This window comes from Enterococcus sp. AMC1251, assembly GCF_058216535.1.
Genome location: NZ_CM177098.1, coordinates 1,062,841 through 1,079,527 on the forward strand (window position 1 = coordinate 1,062,841; position 16,687 = coordinate 1,079,527).

Consider the following 16,687-nt stretch of genomic DNA (forward strand, 5'->3'; position numbering starts at 1 on the left):
TTTTGATATCTAAAAAATTCTATACGTTTGAACCATATATTTCTCTGTAAATTTGGTATAATAGTAAGAAGGACTTTTTTAGGTGGTGGGAAAATGCGTTTTTTACATACAGCTGATTGGCATATTGGCAAGAAATTACATGGCTACGATTTATTAGAAGAACAAGCAGATGCATTCCAACAGATTCTAAAGATCGCTAAAGAGGAAAAAGTAGATGCAATCGTCATTGCAGGTGATCTATATGATCGCTCAGTTCCTTCCGTTGAGGCCATCGAAGCATTCAATCGAATGATCGTAGAAATGAATTTAAAAGAAAAATTTCCCGTGTTGGCTATTTCTGGTAATCACGACAGCAGTACTCGTTTAGAGACAGGAGGACCATGGTTTGTTCAATCAGATTTTCATTTAAATACTCGTTTGGATCAAGCCTTTGAGCCAGTAGAAATGAAAAACACTCAAATTTTCTTATTGCCGTATTTTGAACCAATCTCAGCTCGATTATATTTTGATAATGAAGAAATTCGGACGATTGAACAAGCGATGAAAGAAGTTATCAAAGAGATGAAAAAAAATTTCAAACCAGATATGGCGCATATCTTGGTTAGTCATTTTTTTATAGCGGGTAGCGAAAAATCTGATTCAGAAACAAAATTGATGGTTGGGGGATTGGATACTGTTCCGTTAGCATTGCTAGAATCATTCGACTATGTAGCGTTAGGACATTTGCATGGAAAAAATGCATTACAGGCTGAAAATGCACGTTATAGCGGATCGCCATTAAAATTTTCTTTGTCAGAAATGAATCAAAAAAAAGGTGTTTGGATCGTAGATACTGAGGTTGGTGAAACGATATTTGATTTTAAGGAAATCATACCGTTAAGAGACGTGACACAGATTGAGGGAAGTTTTAAAGAATTGACCTCACAGGAATTTTATGAGTCGATCGACCGCGAAAGCTATTTACATATTCAATTAACGGATCGCGCTGTAATTCCCAATATGATGAATCAGTTACGGCAAATATATCCGCGAGTGATTGGGGTTGAACGTTTATTTGGAAGAGAAGTACAACAAAAAAATAGTGTACAAAAAAAAGAAATCAAAGCCTTAGCACCTACTGATTTAGTAACTCAATTCTTTTCTGAAGTAACGGGAGAAGAATTGACCTTACAGCAAAAAGTTTGGATTAAAGAGAATCTAGCAATGCTTCATCAAGCAGAAAGAGGGAAATAAGTTGAAACCATTAACACTAACATTAAAAAACTTTGGACCTTATATTGCTGAAACGATTGACTTTAATATGTTTGAGGACTCGTCACTATTCTTGATCAGTGGCAAGACGGGTTCAGGGAAGACCACGATTTTTGATGGGATGAGTTATGCTTTATTTGGTGAAAGCTCAGGAAAGTTACGCCAAGGCAAAGAAATGCGTTCAACATTTGCTGATCCTTCAGAGCCTACAGAAGTTCACTTGGCTTTTTCTCATGGAGACTATTTTTATGAGATTACGAGAAAACCTGAGCAAGAACTTTACAAAAAACGAGGTGAAGGCACTCGAACCCAAAGTGCGAAGATCTCGCTGATTGTTAAAGATCAATCTGGAAAAGAGCTTAGAGAATACACGAAACGTCGAGAGGTCGATAGTTTTATTCAGGAATTGCTGCACTTAGATGCAACTCAATTTGCTCAAATCGTTCTTTTGCCACAAGGAGAATTTAGAACCTTTTTGATCGCAAATAGTAACGATAAAGAAAAAGTTTTACGCAACTTGTTTGGTACACAATTGTATCAGATGCTAAACGAACAGTTAAAAGCACAATTGAAGAAGGTCAATAAAGGAATTGAAGCAACTCAGCAAACTATTCAAGCAAAATTAGATCAACTTTATTGGCAAGATTCGTTATTAGAGGACTTATCAGTAGAACAACAATTAGATGCGTTAACTAAGCAACAGGAATTGATGGTCAAGCAACAAACTAAAGAAAAATCCGAAGTAGCTATTTTACAAAAGAAAAAGTTGAGCAAAGAACAAGAAAAGTTTGTTTTAGAAGAACTAGCCAATGATTTTCTAAAAAAAAGTCAGCTAAAAAAACAAAAAGAAGAACTTGATGAAGCAAGTGAGAGGATTGGAACATTAAGAATAGAAGAACAACAGCTTCAATGGGTGAAAAATCATCAAGGATTGATTGAGAAAATCGATGAGAAATCCAAACTAATTTCAACTTATGGACAAGAACTGAAAGAAAATAAAATAGAACAAGAAACGCAGCAACAACTGATTCAACAATGGGAATATGCTCAAAAAGAAAATGTAGCTCAAGCCACAGAAATAAACAATAAAAAAGAAAAAGTCACAAATCTACAATTCCAAATTCCTTTATATGAAGAAAAGGAAAAAGTCTCAAGTACGATCAAAAAAAGTTCTACAGAGCTAGAAACAGTAACAGCAAAGCTCAACGAAATAAAAGCAACGCAACTCAAAGCTGAACAAGACTATCAAAAGGAACTAGGTGTCGTAGAACGACAGGTTCAAATTGAAAAAAAGCAGCTAGAATTAGAACGTTATCAAGCACAATGGCAAACTTTTTTAGAAAATTGGAAAAAGCAACAACAACTTGAAATGAAAAAAATAGCGATCAAAGAACAGTTAAGTACCCAGGATGAAGAATTAAAGAAAGCAGTGATAGAGAAAGAGTCGATTTATGACCAAGTAACAAAACAAAAAAGCCAATGGGCAAAAATGCAGATCAGTCGTTTAAGTTTGTTTCTAGTGGAAGGGGAGCCATGTCCAGTTTGCGGTTCAGTGGAGCACCCAAACCAAAATGAACATCAAGAGTTTTCATTAGAGGAAATCCAGGCAATAGAAAATAAGCTCAATGATATCGAGCAAATGGCTCAAAAACAAGAAGTAATAGCTGCAAAGCGACAAGCTCAAGTAAGCCAAACGAAGATTACCGAACAAGAAGTACTAAAAGAGTTAGAACTGCAAAATAGCAAAGTTCGTTCACTTTTAGAACGATTACAAGAAAAACAAATCACCAGTCTAGCTGCTCCATTGACTTTAGAGGGAATCGAACAAACTACAAGCAATTTTCAAGCGTCATCGGTTAAACTTGAAATTGAGTTAGAACGAATCGAAACCGCTAAAAATAAAATCGTTGAACTAGAAAAAACAGTTAAAGAGCAACAGAATAAAGTTTCTGAACAAGAAAAAATTGTTACTGAAAAACTGCAAGAACAAGCTGCAAATCAAATAAAACTAAAAACAATCTCAGAACAATTGATCGATGAACAACTTACTTTAATTGAAATAGAAAATGACAAACGACAACTAGAAGAACAAATTATCCAATGGGAAACACAAAAACAAGAAATCGATGAACAATTAGGAAAACTAAAAGAAAGTCAAATGTTGCTGAAAAATAGTGAAGAGCATCTTAGAAAAGAACAGGCTGCTAATTTAACTGAAAAAGTGTCATTAGACAAACAATTTTCTGCAATCATAAAAGAATCTAAGTTTGAACTAGACGAAAAAATAGTACGCGTTTTACTAAGAGAAGTACCTAAATTAGAAGCAATCAAAGAAGAATTGACCGCTTTTGATAAGAAAAAAGATCAATTAATGTTTCAATTAACTGAATTAGAACAAAAGCTTGAAAATAAAGAACAGCCAGAAATAACCAGCTTATTAGAAGAAATCGAAACATTGATGGTTTCAATACAAACTAGAGAAGCTAATTATTATCAACAGCAAGAAAAAATTCAAGCCAATGAAAAGATTCAAACACAAGTGAAAGCATTGATTGCTTCGGTTGAACAGCAATGGGAAGAAGTAACGGCTCTGCACCAGTTGGCGATGACTGTCAATGGCGATAATCCAAGAAAAACTGGGTTAGAACGATACGTTCTACAAACTTATTTAGAGGAGGTTCTAAAAGTAGCTAATCAACGTTTAGCTTTACTTACAAATAATCGCTATCAATTTGAATTGAATCAAGATTCAGGGAGTTATAAAAATCAAACAGGACTTGAAATCAATGTGTATGATGATAATGCAGGAAGCACGCGTAGTGCTCATACGTTATCTGGTGGTGAAAGCTTTATTGCGGCGCTGGCTTTAGCCTTATCTTTAGCGGAAGTGATCCAAGAGCAAGCAGGAGGCGTTTTGATTGAAGCGTTATTCATTGATGAAGGATTTGGTTCTTTAGATGAAGAAGCCCTAGAAATGGCAATGGAAGCGTTAGAAACAATCGAAAACGAAGGCAGAATGATCGGGATTATCAGCCATGTAAGGGAATTAAAAGCAAGAATTCCACAGCAATTGCAAATCAAAACAAATGGAAATGGTCAAAGTCAAGTGACCTATCAAACGGCTTAAACAGCCTAGGAGGTGAAAATATGAAGTGGAGTATTCCAGAACGAATTGTTGAGCGGGGCAGGGAATATATGAAAGAAGGCAGAGTCTTGTCGGTCGTGCAAGATTCTGAGAGAAAAATTTGGTATGCAGAAGTTTTAGGAAATGAACTGTATCGTGTGCAATTAGATGGAACTGCCAAAGAAAATGATATTTGTGAATGTCCTTATTGGAAAGATCATGGTTATTGCAAGCATACAGTTGCGGTTGAGCTATATTTACGTCACAAAGGAACTTCTCGAATTATAAAAGCGGATCAACCAGTCCAATTTGAAAAACGATCTTTGTCTATTTCAGAGATGTTTACAAAGGGTTTCTCTAAGCTAAATCTATCGGAAGAAAAAAGTAAGATCTCGCCATTAACGGTTGAATATATTGTAGATGTTATTGAGACAAACAGTTATTATCCTGAGTTAGCTGTTTTGGGTGTTTCATTGCGCCTTGGAAATCAAGGCGTTAAACCTAAAACCTATATCGTTAAAAATATTGGTGAATTTTTCCAGACTTTCCAAAAAGAAGGAAGTTTTTTAATCAATAAACAACATCATTTTGATCTAACAAAAGAAGCGTTTTCGATTGAAAACCAAGAGTTGTTAGAACAACTATCAGCAATCTATCAAACGAGTCAATTACTTGGTGCTAACGGGATCCAAGTCAAAGGGAAAATCGATAAACGTTACCTTGTGTTGCCAATAGATCAAGGGCAAAAAATACTTGAAAAAATGAGTTTGATCCCATATTTTCAATTAAACGATGAAGGGAAAAAATATCGACATCTTTCTTTTGTAAAAGGAGTATTACCGATCTTTTTTGATATAAGTAAGCAGCCAGATGATAAATACAAATTAGTGATAGATGACCAGATCACTACGTTTTTATCACATTATCAGTGGGGCTTTAGTAAAGATCAGGTCTATATTTTTACTCAAGAACAAGAAGCAATCTATACGACGTTATTACAATTATTAAAAAGAATTGAAAAACCTGAAATCATTTATGAAAAGTCTGAGTTATCAGATTTTTTCGGTGGAGTTATTCCTTTACTAGAAAAAATTGGAAGGGTGAAGATTAGCGAGGAGGTCACTCAAGAAGTTGTTTATCACTCGTTAGCAACAATTTTTACTTTTCGAAAAATCAAAGGAATGATCAAAGTTCGGGTTGATTTTACTTATGGAGAAGTTGTTTTTTCAACAGATAATGACCATTCAGTGGCTTCAGGGGTGAATCAAGAAGTTGTTCGTGACAGTAAAAAAGAAAAAGAAATTTTAGAGCAACTAAGCTCATTTGGCTATCAAAAAGTTGCGGATGGTTATGAAAAAGCTTTACCTTCTGGTGAGCGTTTGTATTATTTTTTTAAAGCAGAAGTTCCGACTTTTCGTCGTTTAGGTGAAGTTCGTATGGGTAAAAAATTGCGGGAATTATATTTAGATGCGGCCCATTATCAACCGATGATTGAAGTTTCTGACTCTGAATCTTGGTTGGATGTGCGTTTTGATATCACAGGAATCGCTGAACAGGAAATTGACGCTGTTTTAGCAAGTTTGCTACGAAATGATCGTTTTTATACATTGGAAACTGGAGAAGTTTTGTCTTTAGATTCGGAAGAGTTTCAGCAGACAAGTGAAATTTTGACGATGTTGAGAAAAAATATGAAAAACGTTCAAGGAACGATTCAAGTGCCGAGAAATCAAGGGTTAATGATCGAAAATATGTTAGAAAATAATACTCGAGCGCATTTTTCTGATTCTTTTAAAGAAATGGTGTCAAATTTAACCCATCCGGAAAAGTTTGATGTTGATTTGCCCAAAAAAATTCAAGCGACCCTTAGAAATTATCAAATCGATGGATTTAAATGGTTAAAAATGCTTAGCTATTATCAATTTGGCGGTATTTTAGCGGATGAAATGGGACTTGGGAAAACCCTTCAAACGATCACTTATTTATTATCTGAAAAAGAAGAACAGAAACAAACTGGCGCAGCGTTGATCGTGGCACCTGCTAGCTTAATTTATAACTGGGCAGCGGAATTGAAGAAATTTGCGCCAGATTTACTAACTGAAGTCGTAGCTGGAAATAAATCTGAACGAGAAAAACTTGCAAATCGGCCGGATTTAGATGTATTGATTACGTCCTATGCCAGTCTTAGACAAGATATCGATATGTATCAAGGATTGAATTTAGGTTACTTAATTCTAGATGAAGCTCAAATGGTAAAAAATAGTGGAACGAAAACAGCTCAAGCTTTAAAAAGTTTAATGGTTCCGCAACGCTTTGCTCTAAGTGGAACACCAATTGAGAATAATTTGGATGAGCTATGGTCTATTTTTCAAATGATTATACCAGGACTATTTCCTTCGAAAACCTTATTTAGATCAATGAAGCCAGAAGAAATTGCCAAAATGATTCAACCGTTTATTTTAAGACGAGATAAGAAAACGGTATTGGCGGACTTGCCTGATAAGATCGAAAGTAATCTATACAGTGTCCTTACTGAGGAGCAAAAAACAGTTTACTTAGCTTATCTAAAACAAATGCAAGAAGATGTCAGCCAAATGGATCAAGATTCTTTCAAGAAGAATCGGTTAAGTATTTTGGCTGGATTGACTCGTTTACGTCAAATTTGCTGTGACCCTAGTTTATTTATTGATGATTATACAGGCGGTTCAGGAAAATTAGAGCAAGTTAAAGACTTATTAGTAGCTGCTAAAGAAAACAATCGACGTGTGTTGCTTTTCTCTCAATTTACAAGTATGTTGTCGATTATCGAAAAAGAATTGAATGACTTAGATTTGTCAACTTTCTATTTAAGAGGGAGCACAAAACCTAAAGAACGAATGAATATGGCAGACGCATTTAATGCTGGTGAAAAAGATGTCTTTTTGATTTCGTTGAAAGCTGGAGGAACCGGTCTAAACTTAACTGGTGCAGATACTGTAATTCTTTACGATTTATGGTGGAATCCGGCAGTGGAAGAACAAGCCGCTGGACGAGCGCATCGAATCGGTCAAAAGAATGTGGTAGAGGTCTGGCGAATGATCGCAGAAGGCACTGTTGAAGAAAAAATGGACTCGTTACAACAGGAAAAACGAGAGCTATTTCAAAAAGTAATTCAAGGAAACGAAGAACAATTAGCGAAAATGACTGAAGATGATATTCGAATGATCTTGAGTATTGGTGAATAAAAGAAAGATACAGCGTAGACTTAGAAAAAAAATCTAAGCATACGCTGTATTTTTTTATGGAAATAACAATTGAATCGTAGGGAATAAGTCATCAAATGAGGTAACTTCCTTAATATGATATGCTTCTTCATCAGCAGGTATTTCGCGTAACCGATGATTGAACCATAAAGAGTTCCAACCACCATTTTTGGCACCAGCAATATCATTTTCAAAGCTATCTCCAACATACAATGTACGTTCACTATCCATACCGAATACTTTTGCAGCATGATCAAAGATTTCTCTTTCTGGTTTTTGAAAGCCCGTACTTTGAGAAATAATAATATTATCAGTTGGCACCCAATTTTCTAATTGAAGCTGTTTTACTTTTTTGAATTGATGATCTGTGGGGCCATTTGTAATGATCCCCATAGGAATTTTTTTCTCTTTTAAGAAATCAAAGACTTTTTTTACTTCAGGATGCATGACGATATTATCCAGTTCATCTTCATACTTTTTTTGGAAAATTAGACCATCTTCTTGTGAAACAATCGGATAATTTAAGTCTTTTAAAGATTCGTTGATTCGGAAAAATCGCATGTACTCCAGTGTCCATTCATTCGCCATAACCTTTGGGAATGTCTCATCACTATGAAAACGAAAACGAATATATAGAGCATGCATATCTTCATCTTTCACACAAGGAAAGACTGATTTTATTGCATTTCTAAACGGTTGTTGCTGGTCATAAATTGTATCATCAACATCAAAAACAATAGTTTTCATAAAAAAATTGCACCCCTTAATACTTTTCATAAAAATTTTCAAAATCCTTACCTATTGTAGCGAACTTTTTCACAAAAGAACAGAAAGAAAATTTTAATTTAAATTAGAATGCTGACAGGAAAAAATATAGATGAGCAGATTATTAATGAACAAAGTATAATAGTTATAAGGAAACTTTCGACAAATTATAGAAAAACACTAATTGTATGATGAAAAGGGGAATAAAAAAACAAATTTCTAAACTTTATTATTCAAAAAAGTAATATCCTTAGAGAAATTTTGAAGTGGAAAAAATTTCAACATTTAGTATAATAAAAAGTATAAACACCGATAAAGCTCATCTTCCCCAAGACATAAGCAACTTATCGGTGTTTTTTTATGATGTACATGTATAAGTATAATCTAGCAAATAATAGTTATATTTTCAAGTGATTGACATAACAGTATTTAGAGGGGTTCAAAATGTATAGAAAACTAGATCGAAAGTCTTTTTCCTTAGTTTGGTGTTTACTTTGGCAGTACTAGAATTCGTGGTTGCTAATCATTTTTTAGAATTTCTAATAGCTAAAATTGTGTAAATAATAATTGAGAAAGCAAATGTTTGATACCTTTTCCTATTAATTAAATAGGTAGCTAAAATCATATCAGTGTTTATTTTAACTTGTTTTTATCAATATTTAATAGGATTGCATCCTATTATCTCTTTGCGTATAATAGTCTTAGTGTCAAAAGAAAGGGGAGTTTATGTTAAACCGATTTTTTAGTTATTATCGACCATATAAGCACTTATTTATTTTAGATTTTGGTTGTGCTGTTCTAGCTGGCTTACTAGAATTATCATTTCCAGTAGTTGTGAATCAAGTTATCGATAAAATCATGCCGAAAGGAAACTTTCGCTTGATCGTATTAGCTTGTGTGGGTTTACTTTTATTTTATATACTCAATACTTTTTTACAGTATATTGTAGTATTTTTTGGCCATAAATTAGGAGTAAATATTGAAACAGATATGCGCCGTGAACTCTATGGACATTTGCAGACGCAGCCATTTGAATACTATGATAATCAAAAAACAGGGAAATTGATGAGTCGATTAACAACAGATTTATTTGAAATATCTGAAGTTGCTCATCATGGTCCTGAAGATGTTTTCATTACAATCATGACCTTAGCGGGTGCATTTTATTTGATGCTTAGAATACATGTACAGCTTGCTTTAGCTACATTTATTGCTCTGCCTTTTATTACTATTGCCTTGGTGTTCTTTAATAAGAAGATGACAAAGGTTAATACCAAAATCTATGACAACCTTGGTGATTTTAATGCAGGTGTTGAAGCATCTGTCAGTGGTATTCGTGTGACACAATCTTTCGCTAATGAACCGTTTGAGCGTCACCGTTTTGAAGGGTTGAATCAAGCATACCGCCAGTCAAAAATCACGTTTTATAAAGTGATGGGAATCAGTTCAGCGTACAATTACTTTTTCATTCGTTTGATCAATTTGTTTACACTGATTTTTGGTGCATATTATACGATTAAAGGCGAAATTACAGATGGGCAATTTGTTGGATTTATTCTATTGTCGAATGTTTTTGTTCGTCCAATCGAAAAAGTTAATAATATGATCGAAAGTTATCCAAAAGGAATTGCTGGATTTAAACGATTTACTGAAGAAATCGATAAGAAACCTACAATTCAAGACAAGCCTGATGCAGTAACGGTGGAGCATTTACATGGTGATATCCTCTATGAGGATGTTTCGTTTTCTTATGCTGATTCTACGAAAGTGTTGAATCATATCGATTTGCAGATTGTCCCTGGTGAAACAGTCGCTTTTGTAGGTCAAAGTGGGTCAGGTAAAACAACTCTTTGTAATTTATTGCCGAGATTTTATGACGTAACAGAAGGACAAATTACTATTGACGGGATTAATATTCAAGACATGACACTAGCTTCTTTGAGAAGTCAAATAGGGATTGTCCAACAAGATGTGTTCTTATTTCCTGGAACGATTCGGGAAAATATAGCATATGGTAAGCTAGATGCGACCGAAGAAGAAATTCAAAAAGCTATTCAATTAGCTCATTTAGAAAAAGTAGTCGATCAAATGTCGGATGGCTTAGATACGATAATTGGAGAGCGTGGCGTTAAACTTTCTGGTGGACAAAAACAACGGGTGGCAATTGCTCGTATGTTCTTAAAAAATCCACCGATTTTAATCTTGGATGAAGCAACGTCTGCATTAGATACTGAGACAGAACAAGTAATTCAAGAATCATTAAACGCTTTAGCTGAAGGTAGAACAACACTTATTATTGCTCATCGCTTGGCAACAATTAAACATGCGACACGGATTATTGTTGTTAGTGATAAAGGAATATTAGAAGAGGGAACACATAAAGATTTATTAGCGAAAGGTGGACATTATCGCCGTTTGCATGATGCACAATTTAGAGATTAATAAAAAGCCAAGCTGATTCCGTTCAACTTGGCTTTTTATTAATCTTTTTTGCGTGGTTTTCTTCCCAAACCAATGGCGTTTTTCATTCGTTGTAATGTTTTGTTGGCGACAAGACGAGCTTCTTCAGCTCCTCGGTCAAGGATGTCGTCTAACTCGTCAGAAGCGAGTAAGGTATAATAACGCTCTTGGATCGGTGCTAATAGTTCTACGACTGCTTCACCTAAATCTGTTTTAAATTCTCCATAACCTTTTCCTTTATAAGCAGAAGCTATTTCCTCGACAGGACGATCGGTAGCTGCAGAGAAAATACTCAATAAATTGGAGATGCCAGGCTTATTTTCTGGATCATATTCAATGATACCTGTTGAATCAGTCACCGCTGATTTGATTTTTTTGCGGATGATATTTGGCTCATCTAGCATTGAGATAAAACTTTTGATATTTGAATCTGATTTACTCATTTTACTAGTTGGATCCTGTAAGCTCATCACACGTCCGCCTTGTTCAGCAATTTTAACTTCTGGAAGAACCAGAATGGCTTGATTTGCTTGCCCATAACGTTTATTGAAGCGTTCCACAAAATCTCGTGTTAATTCTAAATGTTGTTTTTGATCATCTCCGACAGGAACCAGGTTTGCATTATATAATATAATATCTCCTACCATTAAAGGAGGATAAGTCAAAAGTCCAGCGCTTACGCCAGTACGTCCATTTTTTTGTGATTTATCTTTAAATTGAGTCATACGCTCTAATTCTCCGATAGTTGTATTGCATTGAATGATCCAAGCCGCTTCTGCATGAGCAGAAACCTCAGATTGAATGAAGATTGTGGCTTTCTCAGGATCAAGCCCTACAGCTAGATATAGAGCAGCTAAACCACGTGTTTGTTGACGAAGCTTCAAAGGATCTTGTTGAACTGTGATTGCATGTTCATCAACAATACAAAAGTAACAGTCATAATTATTTTGCAAGTCAATAAATTGTTTCATTGCGCCAATATAATTTCCAATAGTTGGTATTCCACTGGGCTGAATGCCAGAAAAAATTGTTTCCATAAAGTAACCACCTTAATCAATTAATAAAAAGTCATTGATATCATTATACAGCTAAAAATAAAAAAAAACAGGATTATAGAGAAAAAATAAAATGTTAAAACTTTTAGACTAGTACAGTTATAGTGGATTATGAGGATTCACTCATTTTACCGGTTTTGAAAACGTTATAATTTTATGTAAAAAAAAAACGAACTTTATTTCAATATTTAAAAAAAACATGTAAAATAACGAAAAATTATGTTTTTTCTTTGAAAAAGAGCTAGTATTTTTATTAGAAATTGGGTATACTTATGTTAAATGGGAAAACAATTCGATTTCCTATTTCAAAATAGTGATGAGAATCACGATAAGGAGTGATGCACATGTTGACACTTTATACTTCCCCAAGTTGTACGTCTTGCCGTAAGGCTCGTGCGTGGTTACAAGAACACGAGATTCCATTCAAGGAAAGAAATATTTTTTCAGAACCATTGAATATTTCAGAATTGAAAGCAATTTTGCGAATGACAGAAGATGGAACAGAAGAGATTATCTCTACTCGTTCTAAGGTTTTCCAAAAACTTAATATGGATTTGGATGAACTTCCATTGCAAGATTTGCTAGAATTAGTAAAAGAGAATCCTGGATTGTTGCGTCGACCAATAATGATTGATGAAAAGAGATTACAGGTTGGTTTTAACGAGGACGAAATTCGACGCTTCTTACCAAGAGGAGTTAGACAGTTGGAATTACGTCAAGCACAATTGATGGCAGGTTTATAAAAGGTAAGAGGAGAACCTTTGTCCTTGTGACAGGGGTTTTCTTTTTCGATTAAATTCTACATAGCACACGATTTATTACTTTTTTTTTTAATAATAAAAAAAAGTACATATAAGTTTATAGAACAGTTTTTTAGGAATATACTAAGACAACAGTTTATTTAGGAATATTATTACTTTTCCCTTTACATTTGTCGTGATTCCGCTACAATGTACGTAAGAATAAGTTTCCTGATTAGCAAAAGTGAGGTGTAGAGACATGGAAATGGAACATATTAACGAAAATACCATCCGTGTGTTGATAGGTAATGAAGATCTAGCTGACAGAGGAATCACTTTTTTAGATTTACTCGGCAACCACAAAGAAGTAGAGAATTTTTTCTATAGTATTTTAGAAGAAGTTGATGTGGAAGATGAATTTCAAGGCAGTGAAGCTGTTACCTTTCAAGTTCTGCCAAAAAGCGATGGATTGGAACTATTTATTAGTAAGAATGCATCAATTGATGAAGTTTCTAATTTTGAAGGTTTTAACGATCTTAATTCAGAAGAAGTTAGTAATATAATTCGTAAACAAATCGAAGATGATTTTGCTGATGAAACACAAGAATTTGCTGATGATACAGTAAAAAATTTAGTATTTGAGCTTAATGATTTTGACACAATGGTACAACTGTCAAATGAAGTGTTTTTACAATCTGTAATAGCGAATTTGTATACATTTAAAAAAACATATTATCTCCAAGTTATTTTCTTATTGGATGAATTAGGGAAAAATGATGTAGAAAATGAATTAGCTCAGTTATTGGAATTTGCTAATTTATCGACAGTTACATCTGAGACATTGAATGAATATGGGACGTGTATCATGGAACGTAACGCACTGGAGTTAACAAGATATTACTTCGAATAAACTTCCAAAAAAACTGAGACAAAGCGAGTATGCTTTGTTTCAGTTTTTTTTGATGAATCAGTATTATTTTTGCGTATCTTAATTATGAGGTGAGTTATGTGTTAAGTGCAAATTCAAAAGATAAACAAGCTATAACCTTGTTGAATTTATCGAGAGAAGAAATCGAACAACTGAAGGGCAAACCGTATTTTTGTCCAGCTTGCGATCATCCAGTTCGAATAAAGAATGGTAAAGTTAAATTACCGCATTTTTCTCATTATAGTAACAGCTCTTGCAGTACATATTCAGAAGGTGAGACGATAGAGCATGTATCACTGAAAAAAAATTTTGCTAAGTGGTGTGAGAACGAAGCTATTGACTATGAGTTAGAAAAGTATCTACCAGCTTTGAATCAGCGCCCAGATCTTTTAATAGGTAATATTGCATTAGAGATACAATGTAGTCCATTGAGTACGCAACGACTGATCGAACGAACCCAAAGTTATTTGAAACATGGTTATGTCCCTATTTGGATCTGTGGCAAAAAGTTATTTTCAACTCATAAAACTTTAAGCGAATTAGCCAAAAATTTGTGTTATTATTCTGATAGATTAGGTTTTTACCTGTGGACAGTCGATTGGGAAAAGGAAGAATTGACCTTATATTTTCATATTGAAGAAGATTGGAAAATGAGAATGTATTCTTCAAAAAAAAGCTGGTCTTTTTACAGTGACTTTTTACTAGAAATCTTAAATTTCCCTGAGATATCAAAAGTTTATATTCGACGAAAATTTAAGATGGGGGAACTGATACAAGGGTATTATTCCGAGTTGAATAGAAAATTATATATGAAAAATGAGAAGATAAGAATGGTTCAATCTGAATTATATAACAATCACATGCATCTGCTTCAATTACCAAATTGGTTTTATTATCCTGGCCTCCATATCTTCTGTTGTAGAGGCTCGGATATGTTATTAAAAGTACGAATTTGGAATTTGGTACAGTTTTTTGATCAGAATGTTTTTGGGTATTTAGAATTGATTCAGCTGTTAAAAACAGAGTTGGAAAAATCCGTTGAGTTATTTTACGAGTTACCTAATATTCCTTTTGAGACAGTTTTAGACTATTGCATAAATCAAATGCTTACTTATTTGATTGCGTGTAATCATTTAGTTAGAGTTGAAAACGGATGGAAAATTTGCGGAAGAATTTCTAAACAAAGGATATTAGACGTAAGCAAATGGTTGAAAAAAATCGAAAATAGTTATCTAATAACTGCTACTCCTTTAAAAATGTGATAAGATAAAACTATGGATAAAAAAATGAAAAGGAGCCGATCTAATGAGTGAAACAAAGCAATTGCCAAAACGTTCGAGTTTACCCACTGAAAAGACATGGGATTTGACCAAGATTTTTAAAAATAACGAAGCTTTTGATGAAGCTTTTCATGCGCTGGTAGATGAATTAAAAGACATTGAACAATTTAAAGGAACGCTAGAGAAAGACAGCAAAGCTTTTTTAGGCAGTATTGAAAAGCTGTTAAGTATTTATCGTAAAATCGAAGTAATTTATGTGTATGCTCATTTAAAAAATGATCAAGATACGACCAGTACAACGTACCAAGCTTTATATGCTAGAGCAAGTTCTTTGTTAGCTCAAGCAAGCGAAGCAGTTTCGTGGTTTGAGCCAGAGGTCTTATCATTAGAAGATGACCAGATTTGGGGCTATTTTGATGAGGAACCAAAGTTGGAGATCTATCGTCATTTTATTGAAAATATCTTGAGTGATCGTCCACATATTTTATCTGCCGATCAAGAAGCGTTATTAGCTGGTGCTGGTGAAATTTTTGAAGCATCTAGTAATACTTTTTCTATCTTGAATAATGCTGATTTAAAATTTCCAGTGATCGAAAATGAACATGGTGAAAAGATTCAACTGACTCATGGCGTTTATGGGCAGTTAATGGAAAATACACATAGAAGTGTCCGTGAAAAAGCGTTTAAAAGCTTGTATACTGTTTATAATCAATTTAAAAATACATTTGCCCAAACGTTAAGTTCGCATGTTAAGACTCACAATTATAAAGCTAAAGTTCGTAATTATTCTTCTGCAAGAGAAGCTGCGTTGAGTAACAATCATATTCCAGAAAGTGTTTATGATACATTAATAGACGTGGTAAATAAGAATCTTCCGTTGTTGCATCGCTATGTTTCTTTACGGAAACGTTTATTGAAAGTAGAAGAACTCCATATGTATGATATGTACACACCTATCTTAGGTGAAGCATCCATCAAGTATTCTTATGAAGAAGCAAAAGAAAAAACAATTATTGCCTTGAAACCGATGGGCGAAGAGTATTTAGGTGTAGTAAAAGCTGCATTCAATGATCGGTGGATTGATGTCATCGAAAATCAAGGAAAACGCAGTGGAGCTTACTCGTCTGGCGCTTACGATACAGCGCCGTACATCTTAATGAACTGGCATGATAGTTTAGATCAATTGTACACATTAGTTCATGAAATGGGTCATAGTGTCCATAGCTATTTTACGCGTAATAATCAGCCGTATGTTTATGGCGACTATTCCATTTTCTTAGCTGAAATAGCTTCAACGACGAATGAAAATCTTTTAACAGAATATTTATTGGAAACAGAAACTGATCCTAGAATTCGCGCATACGTGTTGAATCATTATCTAGATGGTTTCAAAGGAACAATTTTCCGCCAAACGCAATTTGCTGAATTTGAACATTTTATTCATACCGAAGATGCAAAAGGTGTACCTTTAACTAGTGAGTATTTGGGTGATTATTATGGTAAATTGAATCAAAAATATTATGGTCCTGAAGTGATGAAAGATCCTGAAATTTCTTTAGAGTGGTCACGGATTCCTCATTTTTATTACAATTATTATGTTTATCAATATTCTACAGGTTTTTCAGCTGCTTCAGCTTTAGCAAATAAGATATTATCCAATGAACCATGCGCATTGGATAACTATTTGACTTATTTGAAATCGGGTAGCAGTGATTATCCAATAGAAGTGATGAAAAAAGCTGGAGTGGATATGACAAAACCGCAGTATATAGAAGATGCTATGAACGTTTTTGAGATAAGACTAAACGAGTTAGAAAAATTACTGGGAACTTTAGAAAAATAAAA

Annotated in this window: 10 protein-coding genes; 8 read left to right on the forward strand and 2 right to left on the reverse strand. The window is 34.1% G+C overall.

The features are described 5' to 3' along the window. Positions 1-93: 93 nt before the first annotated feature. From AC4BBR_RS04950 to AC4BBR_RS04960, 3 genes are read left to right on the forward strand one after another with little or no spacing between them, the layout of a single operon-like run. Positions 94-1,233: an exonuclease SbcCD subunit D gene (locus AC4BBR_RS04950; RefSeq protein WP_490461451.1), complete on the forward strand. Its 1,140-nt coding sequence runs from the start codon at positions 94-96 to the stop codon at positions 1,231-1,233. 1 nt (position 1,234) lies between these two features. Further along, on the forward strand, positions 1,235-4,378 hold the full coding sequence (locus AC4BBR_RS04955; protein ID WP_490461452.1) for an AAA family ATPase: 3,144 nt from the start codon (positions 1,235-1,237) through the stop codon (positions 4,376-4,378). A 20-nt stretch (positions 4,379-4,398) separates the two neighbouring features. Next, entirely contained in the window at positions 4,399-7,596 is a 3,198-nt protein-coding gene (locus tag AC4BBR_RS04960; protein WP_490461453.1) for a DEAD/DEAH box helicase, read from the forward strand. Between the two features lie 54 nt (positions 7,597-7,650). On the opposite strand, the gene AC4BBR_RS04965 is transcribed toward AC4BBR_RS04960, so the two are convergent. After that, entirely contained in the window at positions 7,651-8,361 is a 711-nt protein-coding gene (locus AC4BBR_RS04965; protein WP_490461454.1) for an HAD family hydrolase, read from the reverse strand. 744 nt (positions 8,362-9,105) lie between these two features. Between AC4BBR_RS04965 and AC4BBR_RS04970 the strand changes: the two genes are divergently transcribed. Continuing rightward, complete coding sequence (locus tag AC4BBR_RS04970) at positions 9,106-10,821, forward strand: ABC transporter ATP-binding protein (RefSeq protein ID WP_490461455.1); 1,716 nt, start codon at positions 9,106-9,108, stop codon at positions 10,819-10,821. 38 nt (positions 10,822-10,859) lie between these two features. Here the strand turns inward: AC4BBR_RS04970 and trpS are convergent, their stop codons facing one another. After that, a complete protein-coding gene (trpS, locus tag AC4BBR_RS04975) occupies positions 10,860-11,876 on the reverse strand; it encodes a tryptophan--tRNA ligase (RefSeq protein ID WP_490461456.1) in 1,017 nt (338 codons plus the stop codon). A 362-nt stretch (positions 11,877-12,238) separates the two neighbouring features. Between trpS and spxA the strand changes: the two genes are divergently transcribed. The 4 genes from spxA to pepF all read left to right on the forward strand — a co-directional run bounded on the left by spxA (position 12,239) and on the right by pepF (position 16,685). Next, a complete protein-coding gene (spxA, locus tag AC4BBR_RS04980) occupies positions 12,239-12,637 on the forward strand; it encodes a transcriptional regulator SpxA (RefSeq protein WP_010760718.1) in 399 nt (132 codons plus the stop codon). A gap of 256 nt (positions 12,638-12,893) precedes the next feature. Continuing rightward, the gene (locus AC4BBR_RS04985; protein ID WP_490461457.1) at positions 12,894-13,544 is read left to right on the forward strand and encodes an adaptor protein MecA; all 651 of its coding nucleotides are present in this window, start codon (positions 12,894-12,896) and stop codon (positions 13,542-13,544) included. Between the two features lie 98 nt (positions 13,545-13,642). Continuing rightward, on the forward strand, positions 13,643-14,824 hold the full coding sequence (locus AC4BBR_RS04990; RefSeq protein WP_490461458.1) for a competence protein CoiA: 1,182 nt from the start codon (positions 13,643-13,645) through the stop codon (positions 14,822-14,824). A gap of 43 nt (positions 14,825-14,867) precedes the next feature. After that, on the forward strand, positions 14,868-16,685 hold the full coding sequence (pepF, locus tag AC4BBR_RS04995) for an oligoendopeptidase F (RefSeq protein WP_490461459.1): 1,818 nt from the start codon (positions 14,868-14,870) through the stop codon (positions 16,683-16,685). Positions 16,686-16,687: the final 2 nt, after the last annotated feature.